The sequence below is a fragment of the Xanthomonas sp. WHRI 7065 genome (assembly GCF_040203115.2).
Classification (GTDB): domain Bacteria; phylum Pseudomonadota; class Gammaproteobacteria; order Xanthomonadales; family Xanthomonadaceae; genus Xanthomonas; species Xanthomonas arboricola.
The window spans coordinates 4,412,515-4,429,826 of the sequence record NZ_CP168194.1; the positions used below are offsets into that span (position 1 = coordinate 4,412,515).

General features: G+C 65.8%; 14 protein-coding genes. 4 read left to right on the forward strand and 10 right to left on the reverse strand.

Going from position 1 to position 17,312, the window contains the following annotated elements:
* The first annotated feature begins 88 nt into the window (after nucleotides 1-88).
* Nucleotides 89-1,381, forward strand: coding sequence for an NAD(P)/FAD-dependent oxidoreductase (locus ABQY64_RS18380; protein ID WP_024938886.1), 1,293 nt, complete (start codon nucleotides 89-91; stop codon nucleotides 1,379-1,381).
* Nucleotides 1,382-1,433: 52 nt separating this feature from the next.
* A complete protein-coding gene (locus ABQY64_RS18385; RefSeq protein WP_016903683.1) occupies nucleotides 1,434-2,048 on the forward strand; it encodes a trimeric intracellular cation channel family protein in 615 nt (204 codons plus the stop codon).
* A 150-nt stretch (nucleotides 2,049-2,198) separates the two neighbouring features.
* Here ABQY64_RS18385 and rpoH read toward each other — a convergent pair whose 3' ends face one another.
* From rpoH to rhlB, 6 genes are all read right to left on the reverse strand, one after another.
* On the reverse strand, nucleotides 2,199-3,074 hold the full coding sequence (gene rpoH / locus ABQY64_RS18390; protein WP_349780445.1) for an RNA polymerase sigma factor RpoH: 876 nt from the start codon (nucleotides 3,072-3,074) through the stop codon (nucleotides 2,199-2,201).
* 200 nt (nucleotides 3,075-3,274) lie between these two features.
* Nucleotides 3,275-4,000 carry a uracil-DNA glycosylase gene (gene ung / locus ABQY64_RS18395; protein ID WP_026064622.1) on the reverse strand — a complete coding sequence of 242 codons (726 nt, stop codon included), beginning with the start codon at nucleotides 3,998-4,000 and terminating at the stop codon, nucleotides 3,275-3,277.
* Nucleotides 4,001-4,005: 5 nt separating this feature from the next.
* A complete protein-coding gene (locus tag ABQY64_RS18400; protein ID WP_172454178.1) occupies nucleotides 4,006-4,848 on the reverse strand; it encodes a response regulator in 843 nt (280 codons plus the stop codon).
* A gap of 8 nt (nucleotides 4,849-4,856) precedes the next feature.
* Nucleotides 4,857-5,807, reverse strand: a complete 951-nt coding sequence (ftsX, locus tag ABQY64_RS18405; RefSeq protein WP_349780446.1) for a permease-like cell division protein FtsX — start codon at nucleotides 5,805-5,807, stop codon at nucleotides 4,857-4,859.
* Nucleotides 5,804-6,490 carry a cell division ATP-binding protein FtsE gene (gene ftsE / locus ABQY64_RS18410; RefSeq protein ID WP_016903688.1) on the reverse strand — a complete coding sequence of 229 codons (687 nt, stop codon included), beginning with the start codon at nucleotides 6,488-6,490 and terminating at the stop codon, nucleotides 5,804-5,806. The genes ftsX and ftsE overlap by 4 nt, the downstream gene beginning before the upstream one ends.
* 75 nt (nucleotides 6,491-6,565) lie before the next feature.
* Nucleotides 6,566-8,284 (reverse strand): ATP-dependent RNA helicase RhlB, encoded by a 1,719-nt coding sequence (gene rhlB, locus ABQY64_RS18415; protein WP_039524962.1) that lies wholly within the window; start codon nucleotides 8,282-8,284, stop codon nucleotides 6,566-6,568.
* A 198-nt stretch (nucleotides 8,285-8,482) separates the two neighbouring features.
* Between rhlB and trxA the strand changes: the two genes are divergently transcribed.
* Both trxA and rho read left to right on the forward strand, forming a co-directional pair.
* Nucleotides 8,483-8,824: a thioredoxin TrxA gene (trxA, locus tag ABQY64_RS18420; protein WP_005923050.1), complete on the forward strand. Its 342-nt coding sequence runs from the start codon at nucleotides 8,483-8,485 to the stop codon at nucleotides 8,822-8,824.
* Between the two features lie 217 nt (nucleotides 8,825-9,041).
* Nucleotides 9,042-10,955, forward strand: coding sequence for a transcription termination factor Rho (rho, locus tag ABQY64_RS18425; protein ID WP_349780447.1), 1,914 nt, complete (start codon nucleotides 9,042-9,044; stop codon nucleotides 10,953-10,955).
* Nucleotides 10,956-11,174: 219 nt separating this feature from the next.
* Here the strand turns inward: rho and ABQY64_RS18430 are convergent, their stop codons facing one another.
* From ABQY64_RS18430 to ABQY64_RS18445, 4 genes are all read right to left on the reverse strand, one after another.
* Nucleotides 11,175-12,047: a hypothetical protein gene (locus tag ABQY64_RS18430; RefSeq protein WP_349780448.1), complete on the reverse strand. Its 873-nt coding sequence runs from the start codon at nucleotides 12,045-12,047 to the stop codon at nucleotides 11,175-11,177.
* A 60-nt stretch (nucleotides 12,048-12,107) separates the two neighbouring features.
* Nucleotides 12,108-13,847, reverse strand: a complete 1,740-nt coding sequence (gene aceK / locus ABQY64_RS18435) for a bifunctional isocitrate dehydrogenase kinase/phosphatase (protein ID WP_104646480.1) — start codon at nucleotides 13,845-13,847, stop codon at nucleotides 12,108-12,110.
* Nucleotides 13,848-14,114: 267 nt separating this feature from the next.
* Nucleotides 14,115-16,346 (reverse strand): NADP-dependent isocitrate dehydrogenase, encoded by a 2,232-nt coding sequence (locus ABQY64_RS18440; protein WP_349780449.1) that lies wholly within the window; start codon nucleotides 16,344-16,346, stop codon nucleotides 14,115-14,117.
* 403 nt (nucleotides 16,347-16,749) lie between these two features.
* On the reverse strand, nucleotides 16,750-17,307 hold the full coding sequence (locus ABQY64_RS18445) for a hypothetical protein (protein ID WP_039815940.1): 558 nt from the start codon (nucleotides 17,305-17,307) through the stop codon (nucleotides 16,750-16,752).
* Nucleotides 17,308-17,312 lie beyond the last annotated feature (5 nt).

The window sequence follows — 17,312 nt, forward strand, 5'->3', positions numbered from 1 at the left end:
ATGCCGCAGGCAGGCCGGATCCAGGCGGCATGTTCATTACCGATGCGGCATGCTGATGAGCCCGCGTCGCATTCCATCGGACCTTACGATGACTTCTTCCCCCTCCCAAGCTCCGCTGCACCTGGTTGTGGTTGGCGGCGGTTTCGCCGGCTTATGGGCCACCCGCGCGCTCGACGATCCCGGCATCCGTATCACCCTGATCGACCGCCAGAACCATCACCTGTTCCAGCCGCTGCTGTATCAGGTCGCCACCGCCGGCCTGTCGGCACCGGATATCGCCGCGCCGCTGCGCCACATCCTGCGCGAGCAGCGCAATGTCGAAGTGCTGCTCGGCGACGTCGCCGAAATCGCACCGGCCCGCCGTGAGGTGGTGCTCGCCGACGGCAGCACGCTCGGCTACGACATGCTGCTGCTGGCTACCGGCGCCACCCATGCCTACTTCGGCAACGATCAATGGGCCGAGCATGCGCCCGGCCTGAAGACGCTGTACGACGCGCTGGTGCTGCGGCGCAAGTTGCTGCTCGCCTTCGAACGCGCCGAGGCAGAGTCCGACCCGGCCGCACGCGCAGCCTGGCTGAGTTTTGCCGTGGTCGGCGGCGGCCCGACCGGCGTCGAGCTGGCCGGCACGCTGGCCGAGATCGCCCGCCACACGCTCAAGAACGAATTCCGCCATATCGACCCGCAGCAGGCGCGCGTGCGCCTGGTCGAAGCCGGCCCGCGCGTGCTGCCCTCGTTCCCGGACGATCTCACCGCCAAGGCGCGCAAGCAGCTCGAACGCCTGGGCGTGGAGGTGCACACCGGCACGCCGGTCACCCACATCGATGCGCTGGGCTATCAGCTCGGCGACACCTTCGTGCCTGCACGCACCGTGGTGTGGGCCGCCGGCGTGGCCGCATCGCCGCTGGCACGCACGCTTGGCGTGCCACTGGACCGTGCCGGCCGCGTGCTGGTGGAGCCGGACCTGAGCGTGCCTGGCCACCCGGAAATCTTCGTCGGCGGCGACCTGGCCTCGGTGCAACAGGACGGCCGCCCGGTGCCGGGCGTGGCACCGGCGGCAAAGCAGATGGGCAAGCACATCGCCAAGGCGATCCGCGCCCGCCACCGCAGCCAGCCTGCACCAGCCTTCCGTTACCAGGACTACGGCAACCTGGCCACGATCGGCCGCATGGCCGCCATCGTGCATGTCGGCAAGCTCAAGCTCTCCGGCATCGTGGCCTGGTGGTTCTGGCTGGCCGCACACGTGTACTTCCTGATCGGCTTCCGCAACCGGTTCGTGGTGCTGGTGAACTGGGCGATGGCGTACTGGAGCTACCAGCGCGCCGCGCGCATCATCTTCGGCGGTGCCACCGACGACCCGCCGCCCAGCAGCAAGGACGGATGACAGCGGCGCAGGCCGTGCGCGATGCTGTGCGGCCTGATGCGACGGTCTGATCGTGACCACTCTCCTGTTCCTGCTGGATCTGCTCGGCACCTTCGTGTTCGCCCTCAGCGGCGCGACCGTGGCGGTGCGCAACCGCCTGGATCTGTTCGGCGTACTGGTGCTGTCGTGCGCGGCGGCGGTGTCCGGCGGCATCGTGCGCGATGTGCTGATCGGCGCCACCCCGCCGGCCGCACTGGTGCATCCGCAGTACCTGCTGGTCGCCTGCCTGGCCGGCGTGGCCGGTTTCTACTGGCACGCAGCGGTGGAACGGCTGCGCAACCCGGTGCAATTGTTCGACGCGGCCGGGCTGGCGCTGTTTGCGGTCTACGGCACCAGCAAGGCGCTCGATTACCAACTCAGCCCGCTCAGCGCGACCTTGCTCGGCATGCTCAGCGGCATCGGCGGCGGCATCGCGCGCGATCTGCTGGTGGCGCGGACGCCGGTGGTGCTGCAGGCCGAGCTGTATGCGGTCGCCGCGCTGGCCGGTGGCGGCCTGGTCGCGATCGGGCACATGCTCGCAGTGCCGCAGGCCTGGTCGCTGGCGACCGGTGCGCTGGTCTGTTTCGGGCTGCGTTTCATGGCCATCCGCTACGGCTGGCATCTGCCGGTGGCGCGCCTGCCGGAATAGCACGGGCGGGCGCAGCGCGCGGTCGATCATCGGCGAACGACCACGACGAACAACCACGCGTCCTCGGACTCGACGCAGCACAAGCAGCCCACATGCAAACGGCCCGGTAAACCGGGCCGTTTGTGCAACACCTGGGGCACGATCGAAGGATCAGGCCACGAACAGTGCCTTCATCTTCTTCAGCGCATTCGCCTCGATCTGGCGGATACGCTCGGCCGACACGCCGTACTCGTCGGCCAGCTCCTGCAGCGTCACCTTGGAGTCGGAGTCCAGCCAGCGGCGCTTGACGATATCGCGCGAGCGCGTATCCAGGCCGGCCATGCCTTCGCGCAGCAGCTGCAGCTGATTGTCTTCGCTGTCGTGACGCTCGTAGGCCTGCGACGGATCTTCGTCGTTGGCCACCAGATAGCTCACCGGCGACGGCGGACCGTGATCGTCGTCTTCGTCGGACGAGGCGTCGAAGCCGATATCGCGACCGGACAGACGCGACTCCATCTCCATCACTTCGCGCTCGGACACGTTCAGGTCCTTGGCGACCGCAGTCACCTCGGATGCATTGAGCCAGCCCAGGCGGGTCTTGGACTTGCGCAGGTTGAAGAACAGCTTGCGTTGCGCCTTGGTCGTGGCGACCTTGACGATGCGCCAGTTCTTCAGGATGAACTCGTGCATCTCGGCACGGATCCAATGCACCGCGAAGCTGACCAGGCGCACGCCCATTTCCGGGTCGAAGCGCTTGACCGCCTTCATCAGGCCGATATTGCCTTCCTGGATCAGGTCGCCCAGCGGCAGGCCGTAGCCGTTGTAGCCGCGAGCGACGTGCACCACGAAACGCAGGTGGGAATGGACCAGCTCGCGCGCGGCGTCCAGATCCAGCTCGTCACGGAAGCGACGGGCAAGATTCTGTTCCTCATCGACCGACAGCACCGGGATCTGGTGCACGGCACCGATGTAGGCTTCCAGCGAACCGAGCGCACTGGGAATCGGGAGATTGTTTGCCACTAGGGCAGTCGAGGTGATCTGGTTCATAGGGCACCATCTTAGCAGTCGAACTATTGGACTGCCGGGTACAGAAAGAGTTCCCAGCGTTCCATTTATAGGACGTTCGGGCTTCTAGCGTTGCCGTCGTTCTACGGCGCAGCTCCCCGACTTCGAATACCTACGCTACCACCGCCGCCCTGCGCAGACCGTGACAGAGACGCCGCGAAACGGGCCGGCGCTGGTACCGTTCAGCCGCTGGCCGAAGTGGTGTCCAGCGCGTTGCGCGGCGGCAGTGACCAGTCGATCGGGCCCAGCCCGCGGCGCTGCAGATGCTCGTTGGTCTTGGAGAAGTGCTGGCAGCCCAGAAAGCCGCGGTGCGCCGACAACGGCGAGGGATGCGGGGCCTTGAACACGCGATGGCGCGCCTGGTCGATGACCTTGCCCTTGGACTGCGCGTAGCTGCCCCAGAGCAGGAACACCAGGCCTTCGCGCTCGCGGTTGAGGGTCTCCACGACATGGTCGGTGAAGCCTTCCCAGCCCTTGTTCTGGTGCGCGCCGGCACGGCCCTGCTCCACCGTCAGCACCGCATTGAGCAGCAGCACGCCCTGGCGCGCCCACGGCATCAGATAGCCGTGGTCCGGCCGCGCGATGCCCAGGTCGTCCTGGATCTCCTTGTAGATGTTGAGCAGCGACGGCGGCACCGGCACGCCGGGCAATACCGAAAAGCACAGCCCATGCGCCTGGCCTTCACCGTGATACGGGTCCTGGCCCAGGATCACCACCTTGACCTGTTCGAACGGGGTGGCGTCGAAGGCCGCAAAGATCTGCGGGCCCGGCGGGAACACCCGTGCCCCGGCCGCCTTGCGCTGGCGCAGGAATGCGGACAGCTCCTGCATTTCCGGGCGCAGCAACCAATCGCCCACCCGCGCCTTCCACGACGGTTCCAGCTGGATACGCGCTTCCACTTCAGCCACTTCGGTCATAGCGTGACAGCCTGGTCCTCGAGCCGTGCCAGGCGCAGCTGGAACAGCACCTTGGTCACCAGCAGACGTTCTTCGATGGGTTTTTGCACCAGGTCGTTGGCGCCGGCGCGCAGCAGCTCGGACTGGTTGCGCGGATTGGTGTCGCCGGTCATCACCAGCACCGGCAGGCGACGCTTGCCGTAGGCGAAGTCGATGCGGATGCGCTCGACCACGTCGCGGCCGTTGAGCTCGCCCTTCAGGGTTACATCGGTCAGCACCACGTCGATGCGGCGCTCGGTGCGGCCCAGCGATTCGGCGGTGAGCAGCGCGAAGGCATCCTCGGCGGTGAGCACATGCACCACCTTCAGGCTCTGCCGCTCGAGCATGCGCTTGGTCGCCTCGGCCACCACGCGGCTGTCCTCGATGTACAGCACGGTTGCGCCGATCACCGGCTCGGGCTGCACATAGCCGCGGATGAAGGTCGCCAGGGCTTCGTGGCCCAGCGCCTTGTCGAAATAATCGGTGACGTATTCGGTGAAGCGGCGCTCCACCAGATGCTGCTGCGCATCGCCGGAGACCACGATCACCGGCACATAGGCCTGGCCGGCCGCTTCGCGCACGCTGCGCGCCAGGGTCAGGCCATCGCCATCGGGCAGCGACAGCGAGGTGGTGACCAGATCCACCGCACCGGCTTCCAGCGCCTGGCGCGCCTCGGCGATGCTGGAGCAGCCGATCACCTGCACGTTGGGCAGGTCGCGCTGCAACACATCGGCGATCAGCTTGCGCACCAGCTTGGAGCCATCGACCACCATCACGCGCGGCGCGTCGCTGATCAGGTGCTTGAGATCCGGTGGATGCATGGCAGGCCTCAGGTCTCGGTGGGACGGGTCTGGCGAAGGAAATGGCCGGTGACCAGCCAGGCGCCCAGCCAGCCCAGGACCAGTGTGCCGACCAGCACCAGCGCAGAATGCAGCAGATCCAGCCCGTGCAGGGTAAAGGAGCTGCCGTAACTGTCGGCCAGGGTCGCCAACGGCGCGCGCAGTGCCAGCCCGGAGGCGGCGATCAGCGCGAGCGCCACAGCGCCGGCACCGAGCCCGTACCAGGCCCCCAGGTACAGGAACGGGCGCCGGATGAAGCCATCGCTGGCGCCCAGCAACTGCAGCACGCCGATTTCCTCGCGCCGCGACTGGATGTCCAGCCGCACCGTATTGCCGACCACCAGCACCGCGCCGACACCCAGCAGTGCCGACAACACCTGCACCAGCCGCTCGCCGAAGTGCAGCCAGCCATCCAGGCGCTTGCGCCACAGCGCGTCGTGCTGCACCTGGTCGGCCTGCGGCAAGGCCTGCAGCGCGCCGGCCAGCTGCGCATCGTCGGCCGTCTCGCTGGGCGTGACGACCAGCAGCGTCGGCAGCGGGTTGTCGCCCAGCGCATCGATCGCCTCGTCGAGCTTGGCGCTCTCGCGCAGCTCGGTCAGCCCCTGCGCCGGCGTGCGCAGCGCGACCTGGGCAACGTCCGGGCGCGCGCGCAGTTCGCCGGCCAGGGCCTGCGCGGCATCGGCGCCGATCTCGACCTTCAGGAACAGGTTGATCTCGCGCGACTGCTGCACGCTGCCGGCCAGCAACTTGACATTGTCCAGCGCGATCGACAGCCCCAGCGGCAAGGCCAGCGCCAGCGCCATCACCACGATGGTCAGCAAGGTGGCCCAGGGCTTGCGCATGGCACGGCCCAGGCTGAAGGCGATGCTGTGCAGATGGTGGTCGATCCACACGCCGACACGCGAGGGGGCGACGGCTTCGGTATTGGCGGGCTTGCTCATTCGGCCAGATCCTGCGGCGAGATGTCGTCGACCAGGCGGCCGTGATCCAGGATCAGCACGCGCTTGCGCATCTGCTTGAGCAGGGCCAGGTCATGGCTGACCACCAGCACGCTGGTGCCGCGCGCGGGCAGCTCGGCGAACAACTGCATGATTTCCGCGGCCAGCGCCGGATCCAGATTGCCGGTGGGCTCATCGGCCACCAGCAGGCGCGGTTCGCCGACGATGGCGCGGGCGATGCCCACGCGCTGCTGCTCGCCGGCCGACAACTGCGACGGCAAGGCCCGCTCGCGATGGGCCAGCCCGATCCGCTCCAATGCCGAGCGCACGCGCTTGCCGATCTCGGCACGCCGGGTGCCGCGCAGGATCAGCGGCAACGCCACGTTCTCGGCGATGCTGCGGTCGTTGAGCAGGCGATGGTCCTGATAGACCGCACCCACCTGGCGACGGTGCAGCGGAATCTGCCGGCCGCGCACCTTGAGCAGGTTGCGTTCGCCCAGCAGCACCGCGCCCTGGCTGGGCCGCTCGCTGAGGTGGATCAATTTGAGCAGGGTGCTTTTGCCGGCGCCGGAGTGGCCGGTCACGAACAGCATCTCGCCATCGGCCACTTCGAAGCTGACATCGGTCAGCGCCTGGTGGCCACCGGCGTAGTGCTTGCTGACGTTGTCGAAACGCAGAACGGTCATTCAGCGATTATGCCGGAGCGCCAGCGCTTGCGTCGCATCGCCGAAGCCCGGCAATGCGACGCAGGCCGCAGGCGATCAGTTGCCGGACACCAGCGAGCGCAGGCGACGACCGATGCGGCTCAGCAGCGACGGGCTGCCGGACGGCTTGGCGGCGCTGCGCACCGGCTTGGCGACCACCTGGGTGGGCTTGCGCGGTGCGGCAGGTGCGGCGACCGGAGTGGAGGCCACTGCCGGCTCGGCACCTTCGACCGGGCGGCCATTGCGACGACGGCGCCGCTTGCGCGGTGCGCGCTCGGCATCGGCCACGATGGTGGAAGGTGCCTCGACCGACGCCGCAGCAACCACCGGCGTTTCGGTCGGCGCGGCCGCTGCCGGGGCTTCGCCCTCCACACGCGGCTTGCGACGCGGACGCGGCTTGCCATCGGCACTGCCGCCGTCGCGACGACCGCCGCCACTGCCGCTGCGCGATGCGCCACCCGGCCCGCTGCGACCACCGCCGCGACGCTGCTCTTCGGCAGCACGCTGTTCGCGCGCCTCGCGGAAGATGGTGCCCACGCTGTCGCCAGCATCCTCGTCGGCCTCTTCGCCTTCCACCGGTACACGCGCGGTGCGCGGCAGCGGCGTCAGCAGCTCGGAGGTCACCGGCTCGACCGGGATCTTCTGCTCGATATAGGCCTCGATGTCCGGCAGGCTCATCGCATAGCGCTCGCAGGCGAAGCTGATCGCATCGCCCTCTTCGCCCAGCCGCGCGGTACGGCCGATGCGGTGCACGTAGTCTTCCGCATCGAACGGCAGGTCGTAGTTGTAGACGTACTTGACGCCGTCGATGTGCAGGCCGCGCGCGGCCACGTCGGTGGCGACCAGGATTTCGAGCTGGCCCTTCTGGAAGCGGTTGAGCAACGACTCGCGCTTCTTCTGCGGCACGTCGCCCGACAGCACGCCGACCCGGTAGCCGTGCCGCTCCAGGGTGCGCGCCACGCGCTCGACGAACGCCTTGGTATTGACGAACACCATGGTGCGCGCGCCTTCGCTGCGCGACAGCAGGCCCAGCAGCAGCGTCTGCTTCTCTTCGTCAGAGGGGAAATAGATGCGCTGGCGCACCCGTGCGGCGGTGATGCTCTCGGTTTCGACGACCAGCTTTTCCGGCTCGTTCATGTGCTCGTAGGCGAGCTCGAGCACGCGATGGCTGAGCGTGGCCGAGAACAGCAGGGTCTGGCGGGTGCCGCGCTCGGGCATGCGCCGCAGCAGGAAACGGATGTCCTTGATGAAGCCCAGGTCGAACATGCGGTCGGCTTCGTCCAGCACGCAGATCTCGCAGGCATGCAGCGAGACCACCTTGTGCTGCTTGACGTAGTCGATCAGCCGGCCCGGGGTGGCGATGATCACGTCCACGCCCTGCTGCAACAGCTCGCGCTGCTTGTCGTAGTCCACCCCGCCGTAGACCAGCGCAAAGCGCAGGCCCAGGTCGGCGCCGAACTTGACCGCATCCTTGTGGATCTGGATCGCCAGCTCGCGGGTCGGCGCCAGGATCAGCGCACGCGGGTCTTCCGGCTTGCGGTCGGCCAGCGCCGGGCGGATCAGCAGGCGGTTCATCACCGCTACTAAGAACGCCAGGGTCTTGCCGGTGCCGGTCTGGGCCTGGCCGGCGACGTCGCCGCCCGGCAGCGCGACCGGCAGGGTCAGCGCCTGGATCGGGGTACAGCGGGTAAACCCGGCGCTCTCCAGCCCGGCGATCAGCGCCGGATGCAGGTCGAACGTGGAAAAAGTCAAATCGGTCAGCGGTTTGTCGCTCATTATTCCGTCTTCGTGAGGCGCCCTGGGCAGCCCGGGCGCGGCTTGCATCGATGCCGACAGCGTCGCAAACTGCGGCTGTTGTGGCGGACAGCGCGGCTTCAGGACTGACACTTGATTCAGTCGCGCAATGCCCCAGTTTAACGCAATGTAGCGGCCTGCCCGTTCGGGCGGGCCGTTTTGGTTTCCAGGAGACCCAACGTGAGCGACAAGGTTCAACATGTCGGCGATGCCGACTTCGATACAGCTGTACTGCAATCTGGCGAACCGGTGCTGGTGGATTTCTGGGCCGAGTGGTGCGGACCCTGCAAGATGATCGCCCCGGTGCTGGACGATCTGGCCGATACATACCAGGGCAGACTGAAGGTTGCCAAGGTCAATGTGGACCAGAACCGCGCCCTGGCCATCAAGTACCACGTGCGTTCGATCCCGATGCTGTTGCTGTTCAAGGACGGCCAGGTGCAGGCCACCCAGATCGGTGCGGTTGGCAAGGGCCAGCTGACTCAGATGATCGACAAGACCCTGGGCGGCGCGGCCGCCTGAGCGAGCGGGCGTCCAGTGATGGGCGCCCCGTGATGCGCCAGCAGTTAAATCCTGCTGCGGCAGGCGCTTGCGCGGTTGCGCGCAGCGGTGATAGTGTCAGTTGATCCGGAGCACGTTCGTGCGCCGACGTACCCCTCTAGAAACCTCTTCTAGACTCCCATCACCTAAAGTTCGCCCCCCAGCCGGGCGCTCGCACTCTTAGCGAGGAATCACGCACTTGTCCGATCATCCTTCCTCCGATACCGGGAGCAGCGTCGACGCTCCTGTCGAGAAGCGCGTGCGCAAGCCGCGCGTGAGCAAGACCGCCGCTGCCACCGACGACGGTGGCGCGCAGCAGCCCAACCTGCCCTTGCCCGCCAGCCCCGCACCCGACGCTCCACGTGCCCCGCAGGCACCGTCGCACGCTGCCGATTCGGCACCGGCGCAGACGTCCGGCGATGGCGCGTCCTATGCCGGTAACGCCCCCAGCACCAACCAGGGCAACCCGGGCGGCGACACCCATGGCGACTCCCGCGAGGGTGGCCAGACACAGCAGCAGCGCTTCAATCAGGCGCAGCAGCAACAGAACCAGAATCAGGCGCAGCACCGTGGCCAGGGCCAGAACCAGGCTCAGCCCCAGGCGCAAGGTCAGGGTCAGGGTCAGGGTCAGGGTCAGGGTCAGGACCAAGCCCAGAATGGCGGCCAGAATCAGCAAGGCCAGGGCCAGGGGCAGAACCAGCAGGGCAACCGCCGTGACCGCTTCCGCAACCGCCGCGACCGTGGACGCGACCGCTTCGGCAATGAAGGTGGTGGTGGCATGCCGTCGTCCGATGGCAGCAATGAGCCGTTCGTCGCGCGCCCACACCCGGCCGTGCCGGAAGGCTTCCCGGTCTACTCGCTGAGCGATCTCAAGCGGATGCCGGCGCAGAAGCTGCTGGATATCGCCGACCAGCTCAACATCCAGGAAGGCGTGGCGCGCGCCCGCAAGCAGGACGTGATCTTCGCCCTGCTCAAGGTGCTGACCCGCCACGGCGAAGGCGTTGCCGCCGACGGTGTGCTGGAAATCCTGCCCGACGGCTTTGGCTTCCTGCGTGCCGCAGAAGCCAGCTATCTGGCCGGCCCGGACGACACCTATATTTCGCCCAGCCAGATCCGCCGCTTCAACCTGCGGACCGGCGATCACCTGTCCGGCCGCATCCGCTTCCCGAAGGACGGCGAACGCTATTTCGCGCTGTCGATCGTCGACACCATCAACGGCGAGCCGCTGGAGGCCAGCAAGAACAAGGTGCTGTTCGAGAACCTGACCCCGCTGTTCCCGCGCCGCCGCTTCCGTCTGGAGCGTGGCGATGGATCGACCGAGGACATCACCGGCCGCATCCTGGATCTGATGGCGCCGCAGGGTAAAGGCCAGCGCGCGCTGATCGTCTCCCCGCCCAAGGCCGGTAAGACGATGATGATGCAGCAGGTGGCCACGGCCATCACCAGCAATCATCCCGAAGTGCACATGATCGTGCTGCTGATCGACGAGCGCCCGGAAGAAGTGACCGAAATGCAGCGCACCGTGCGCGGCGAGGTCATCTCCTCCACCTTCGACGAACCGGCCGCGCGCCACGTGCAGGTCGCCGAGATGGTGATCGAGCGGGCCAAGCGCCTGGTCGAGCACAAGAAGGACGTGGTGATCCTGCTCGACTCGATCACCCGTCTGGCACGCGCCTACAACAACGTGGTGCCCAGCTCCGGCAAGGTGCTCACCGGTGGTGTGGACGCCAACGCGCTGCACCGTCCGAAGCGCTTCTTCGGTGCGGCCCGTAACGTGGAAGAAGGCGGCTCGCTGACCATCATCGCCACGGCGCTGGTGGAAACCGGCAGCAAGATGGACGAGGTGATCTACGAAGAGTTCAAGGGCACCGGCAACAGCGAAGTGCATCTGAACCGTCGCATCACCGAAAAGCGCGTGTATCCGGCGATCGACATCAACCGCTCGGGCACACGTCGCGAAGACCTGCTGATCGAGCCGGAGCTGCTGCAGAAGATCTGGATCCTGCGCAAGCTGCTGCACCCGATGGACGAAATCGCGGCGATGGAATTCCTGCTGGACAAGATGAAGACCACCAAGTCCAACGACGAGTTCTTCAGTTCGATGAAGCGCTGAGTCGCTCGGTATTATCGATACAAAAAAAGCCCCGCATCGCGGGGCTTTTTTTTTGTAGTTGGGTGATGATGCGGACTCTCTGGAGAGGCAATGCGCCTGACATCCTGTCCGCAGCAGCGGCAACAGCCGCTGCCCAATGGCATCACCCCAAAAAACCAGATCTGGTTATCTGCCTGACAGAGCGCGTCACGCGGGAGCAAGGCGCAAGCCCCTTTTCCCTTATCCCTCCTGCAGCGGCGTCGCCAAGCGAACGCCTTCTCCCCGCACCGAAAACAAGCCATAGCCAGACAGCGCATCAGGACTGTCGATCGATACGGCGTCACTCCTTTCATTACGCCACGGCGCAACCTGACGCGGGCCCGGGAGGTAGGCCTGCCACTGCTTCTGCCTGGCGTTCAGGTCGCGCTCGGATGAGGCAATCTCGAACGTCACCGGCACACGCATCACCCAGAAAGGAGCATTGACGTCAGGGCCCTCGGTTGGCGGAAGAAACTCCCAATGACGCGCCTTGCTCATGGACGTATCGGCAAACTCCTGCCGCCAGCGTGCGCGCTTGGACTCGGGCACCAGCGCGGTGAGATTGACCTGCTCGGCGACCACATCCTCGACCTTTCCCGTACGACCGATCTTGAGCAGCAGATAGACCACACCCGTCGCCCCACCTCGGAAGGCATTCACCGGATAGGCAGGTGGTTGCATGTCCTTGGAGCGCACGCTCCCCACATCCTGCGCCTCGCCGCCGAAATGCGCGCTACGGATCGAAATCAGATACCGATTGTCATCGGTCGGCTTGGCGACCAATAGCAGATTCATCGGCAAGGTTGCCGGCAAGGCGCTGCCATCGTCTTTCACCGGATCAAAGCGCCACGCCGCGATCGAGTGCTTGACCCGCTCGCGAACGGCCACCGGTAACTGGGCCTCATCCTTGAGCGCCACTGCGGTGACGACACCCTCGGGGGTCAGGGTCAGGGTACCCGAGACATTCATACTCGCCTCGGTCAGCTGGCGAGCGCTGCTGGAACCCGCTTGTGCATTACCGAGCAGTGCCAGTCCCATAGCGAAGCCAAGCACGATTTTTTGCTTCCACTGCATCACGACTCTCCATTGATCCAAGCGCTCTTTGTACCAGTGTGCACATGCAAACGAAACATCTCAGGCCAGCCGACGCGAATCCGCATACGGCGGGGTGTCGGGGTAGTCGTCCTCGCGAAGGCGGGTTTGCAGGTCGCGCCACCACTGCGGGTCGAACAGTTCCGGGTGCAGGTGCTTGACCGCTTCCAGCTGCGAGGGCGGCAAGCCCATGAATAGCGCGAAACGCTCGGGAAACACATCGCGCGGGCCGACGTGGAACCAGGGCTCGGCAGCCATCTGTTCTTCATAGGTGGTGGCGGTTGGCCAGTCGCGGAAGGTGCATTCGGTGATCAGGCACAGCTCGTCGTAGTCGTAGAACACCGCGCGCTGATGGCGGGTGATGCCGAAGTTCTTCAGCAGCATGTCGCCGGGAAAGATGTTGTTGCGCGCCATGTCCTTGATCGCCTGGCCGTAGTCCAGCGCGGCCGCATGCGCGGCTTCGGGCAGCTGTTCGCGCAGGTAGAGATTGAGCGGGCGCAGGCGGCGCTGCACGTAGCACAGCGCGATCAGCACGTCCTGGCCATCTTCGCTCAGACTCGTCGCACAGCTGGTCTGCAGCTCTTCCAGCAACGCTGGCGAGAAACGCGATTTGGGAAACCGCAGGAAGCGATACGGCTGCGCGTCCAGCAAGCGACCGATGCGATCGAGCTGGAACACCAGCTCGTATTTGCCTTCGACCTGCGCGCGACTCATGGTCTTGGGATAGGCAAAGCGGTCGCGAATCAGTTTGAACACCAGCGGATAACTGGGCAGGGTAAATACCACCATGACCATGCCGGGCGTGCCGTCGGCATGCACCAGCTGCTCGGAGGGATGCGCCTGGAAATGGCTGAAAAACGTGCGATAGCGTTCGGTCTTGCCCTGCTTGGCGCGCCCGAGCATCGTGTACAGCTCGTCGACCGGCTTGTGGGTAAGCAGGCTGCGTAAGAACACCACCGCGTCGCCGACGGTGGCCAGATCGGCCTGGAAGTAACTGCGCGAGTTACTGAACAATTGCGCGACGTCGCTGCGTTTGGTCAGCACCGCTTCGGCACGCAGGCCGGCGTCATCGTTGACCAGGGCGATGACGCATGGCGAGAAGCGATGTTCGCCGAACACGCGGCCGACCAGGTAGGCGCGCCGCTCGCGATAGAACACCGTCTCCAGCAGCTCCACGCTGCGCACCGGGTGCTCGCCCCAATGTGCGAGATCGTCGAGCAGGCGCACCGCGATCGCCGCTGCACAGCGGGTGCGATGCGCATACGGAACGTCGAAGGAATAATCGCCGAGCACGCGCACCAGCATGTCGGTCAGCCGGCCGGGCGAGACCGCATAGGTGTGCCGCGCAACTGGCACCGTGATCGCGTCGGTCGGCTCGATATCCAGCGCGATGAACTCGATCTCCGCATCCACGCCGTGGGTGCCGAAGTAACGCCGGGTCAGGGTGTTGTAGAAGGTCTTGTACAGCTCCTGGTCGATCAGCCCGCTCAGCAGCGCGGCGTAATGCACGCGTGCACGCATCCACAGCGCGCGATCGTGCGCCTGCCCCAGCAGCACCGCACGCAAGCGCAGCATGCATTCGCTGATGTACTGGTCGTACAGCGCGATCCGCGCCACCGCATCATCGCGCGCGCCGCTCCAGTCGCGCGTCTCAAAGCGCTGTTTGGCCCGTGCGGTGATCTCGGCAAACCGGGCGTGATAATCCTCGAAGGCGTCGTACACGGCATGGGCGATCGCCAGCGCACGGCGCTCGGACTGTGGCGGTAACGGGAGCTGGCTCATGCCGGCAGTGTACCCAGCGCATGTTGCGACGTGCAGCGGAGACAAACGGTCAATCGAACAGGCGCACAGTCGGCCAAATGCCGAGACTGCTCGCACCGAGGCGCAGGATCTCTCGCAGGCAAGGCATTGCCAGGTTGTGTGGCCTGGTACGCAACGACCGTGTTCTCGCTGTTACGCGCAAACGCCGGAAACGACAAGGCCCGCTTCTCATCGAGGCGGGCCCTGCCTGTTGCACCTGCTGGACGCACCGCCAGGCGGTGCGCTGGATCAGGCCTTCAGCATGGCCAACACGTCGTTGAAAGTCTTGCTCGGGCGCATCGCCTCGCTGACCTTGGCCAGATCGGGGTGATAGTAGCCACCGATCTCGACCGGCTTGCCCTGGGCACCGTTGAGCTCGGCCACGATGCTGGCTTCGTTCTCGGTCAGGGCCTTGGCCAGCGGTGCGAACTTGGCCTGCAGGGCGGTGTCCTCGGTCTGCGCAGCCAGGGCCTGCGCCCAGTACATCGCCAGATAGAAGTGGCTGCCGCGGTTGTCCAGTTCACCGACCTTGCGCGCTGGCGACTTGTTGTTGTCCAGGAACTGACCGTTAGCGACGTCCAGCGCCTTGGCCAGCACCGTGGCCGACGGATTGTCGTAGCGGTTGCCCAGATGCTCCAGCGAGGCGGCCAGGGCCAGGAACTCGCCCAGCGAATCCCAGCGCAGGCTGTTCTGTTCGACGAACTGCTGCACGTGCTTGGGCGCCGAGCCACCGGCACCGGTCTCGAACAGGCCGCCACCGGCCATCAGCGGCACGATCGACAGCATCTTGGCGCTGGTGCCCAGCTCCAGGATCGGGAACAGGTCGGTGAGGTAATCGCGCAGCACGTTGCCGGTGACCGAGATGGTGTCCTGGCCCTTGCGGATGCGTTCCAGCGAGAAGGTGGTCGCTTCCACCGGCGGCAGGATGCGGATATCCAGGCCACTGGTGTCGTGATCCTTCAGATAGGTTTCCACCTTGGCGATGACCTGCGCATCGTGCGCACGGGCCTTGTCCAGCCAGAACACCGCAGGCGTCTCGCTCAGGCGCGCACGTTCGACGGCCAGCTTGACCCAGTCCTGGATCGGCGCGTCCTTGACCTGGCACATGCGCCACAGGTCGCCGGCTTCCACCGCATGTTCGAATACGGTGGCGCCGGTGTCGTCGGTGACCTTGACGGTCCCGGCGGCGGCAATCTGGAAGGTCTTGTCGTGCGAGCCGTATTCCTCGGCCTTCTGCGCCATCAGGCCGACGTTGGGCACCGAGCCCATGGTGGACGGATCGAATGCGCCATGCGCCTTGCAGTCGTCGATCACCGCCTGATAGACATCGGCGTAGCAGCGATCCGGGATCACCGCCTTGGTGTCCTGCAGCTTGCCTTCGGCATTCCACATCTGACCGGAGTCGCGAATCATCGCCGGCATCGACGCATCGACAATCACGTCGCTGGGCACATGCAGGTTGGTGATGCCCTTGTCCGAATTGACCATGGCCAGGGCCGGACGCTGCGCGTATTCGGCCTGGATATCGGCCTTGATCTGCGCCTGCTGGTCTTCCGGCAGCGTGGCGATGCGTGCGTACAGGTCGCCGATGCCGTTGTTGGGATCGAAGCCGACCGACGCAAGCGCTTCGGCATGCTTGCTCAGCGTGTCCTTGTAGAACTCGCCGACCACCACGCCGAACAGCACCGGGTCGGAGACCTTCATCATGGTGGCTTTCAGATGCACCGAGAACAGCACATCCTTGGCCTTGGCATCGGCGATCTGCGCGTCGATGAAGCTGGCCAGTGCGCGCTTGCTCAGCACCGCGGCATCGACGATTTCGCCGGCCTTGACCACGACCTTGTCCTTCAACACGCTGCTGCTGCCGTCGTTACCGACGAATTCGATCTTCAACGCGCCGGCGGCCGCCACGGTGGCGGATTGCTCGCTGCCGAAGAAGTCGCCGTCGTCCATATGGGCCACGTGCGACTTCGAATCGCTGCTCCACTTGCCCATGCGGTGCGGATGCTTGCGCGCGTAATTCTTCACCGACAGCGGCGCGCGGCGATCGGAGTTGCCCTCGCGCAACACCGGATTGACCGCGCTGCCCTTGACCTTGTCGTAGCGCGCCTTGATGTCCTTTTCGGCATCGTCCTTGGGCGTGTCCGGATACGCCGGCAGCGCATAGCCCTGGCCCTGCAGTTCGGCGATGGCGGCCTTGAGCTGCGGCACCGAGGCGCTGATGTTGGGCAGCTTGATGATGTTGGCTTCCGGCGTGGTGGCCAGCTCGCCAAGCTCACCGAGGTCGTCAGCGATCTTCTGCGCGTCGCTCAGGTGCTCGGGAAACAGCGACAGGATGCGGCCGGCCAGCGAGATGTCGCGGGTTTCGACCACGATGCCGGCAGTATTGGTATAGGCATCGATGATCGGCAGCAGCGACTGCGTGGCCAGATACGGTGCTTCGTCGGTGAGCGTGTAGATGATCTTCGGTGTCTTCGACATAAGGTGCGATGGCTCGTGTGGTCGGAAGGAGCGCCGGCGTCGTTGGCACTGGCGTTGGCGTGCGCGACGGGGGTCGCTGCTGGCACGCCGATCGGCCAGCGCGTGGAACGCGGCGATGGATCAGCACGGCATTGTCGCGTCTGAGCCGCGCCCGGGTAAAGCGGCCACAGGCGGATGCTCCATCCCGCCACCCGTCCAATGCGATGGATGCAGCTGTAACGAATGTGCCGTCTGACAGAGTTGCATAGAAAAAGGGCGCGATCGTGCGATCGCGCCCTGATGGCCTGCTAGAAGAACGATAGGGCAGCGCGATGGACGCGCTTGTCCGACATGCTTGGGATCGGCGCGCCGCCGCTTTGCGAATACGCACACCTATCTGCAGACTGCCTGCTCGCCTGGCTGCTTACTTGACCGTGATGGTCTGCGGAGTACCCGCCGGCTTGCCATCCACCATCACCTGCGCGGTGTAGCTGCCAGCCGGCCAGCCATCGGGCTTACTGAAGCTGAGATTGGTGGTTTCCGGGCCCGTCGTGGTCAAGGTGGCGTTCTGCTCGCCGGCCACCTGGCCATCCTGATAGGTGAGTTTGGCTGCGACCGCCACATTGCTCGCGCTGCCATCGGTTTTCACCGAAACGATGATGGTGTCTTTGCTGCCGATGTTGGCCGACGGAGTCACCGACTTGTCGGCAGTCGCCGTGGTGCCGACCACCACGCTCGACACCATCACTGCCGAACCTGTGGCGGCGGCGGTATCGGTGCTGGCAGCGCCGGTCGCGGTGCTCTGGCCAGCCTGATCGCTCGCCGGCGGTGTTGCGGCCGGACCCGGCATTGCCTCGGTGGCAGCGCCGGAGGTCGGATCCTTGGACACGCTGTCGTCGTCGGCCTTCTTACTGCAGCCCGACAGGGCGAGAACGCCGGCAAGGGCAATGGCGAGGGTGCTAGAAACGGAAGTAGTACGCATGGATC

Bases quoted from the DNA above. Each gene is read 5' to 3' on its own strand.
- ABQY64_RS18380 (WP_024938886.1), top strand. From the start codon at position 89: ATGACTTCTTCCCCCTCCCAAGCTCCGCTGCACCTGGTTGTGGTTGGC.
- rpoH (WP_349780445.1), bottom strand. From the start codon at position 3,074: ATGAACCAGATCACCTCGACTGCCCTAGTGGCAAACAATCTCCCGATT.
- ABQY64_RS18400 (WP_172454178.1), bottom strand. From the start codon at position 4,848: ATGCATCCACCGGATCTCAAGCACCTGATCAGCGACGCGCCGCGCGTG.
- ftsX (WP_349780446.1), bottom strand. From the start codon at position 5,807: ATGAGCAAGCCCGCCAATACCGAAGCCGTCGCCCCCTCGCGTGTCGGC.
- ftsE (WP_016903688.1), bottom strand. From the start codon at position 6,490: ATGACCGTTCTGCGTTTCGACAACGTCAGCAAGCACTACGCCGGTGGC.
- rhlB (WP_039524962.1), bottom strand. From the start codon at position 8,284: ATGAGCGACAAACCGCTGACCGATTTGACTTTTTCCACGTTCGACCTG.
- ABQY64_RS18430 (WP_349780448.1), bottom strand. From the start codon at position 12,047: ATGCAGTGGAAGCAAAAAATCGTGCTTGGCTTCGCTATGGGACTGGCA.
- aceK (WP_104646480.1), bottom strand. From the start codon at position 13,847: ATGAGCCAGCTCCCGTTACCGCCACAGTCCGAGCGCCGTGCGCTGGCG.
- ABQY64_RS18440 (WP_349780449.1), bottom strand. From the start codon at position 16,346: ATGTCGAAGACACCGAAGATCATCTACACGCTCACCGACGAAGCACCG.
- ABQY64_RS18445 (WP_039815940.1), bottom strand. From the start codon at position 17,307: ATGCGTACTACTTCCGTTTCTAGCACCCTCGCCATTGCCCTTGCCGGC.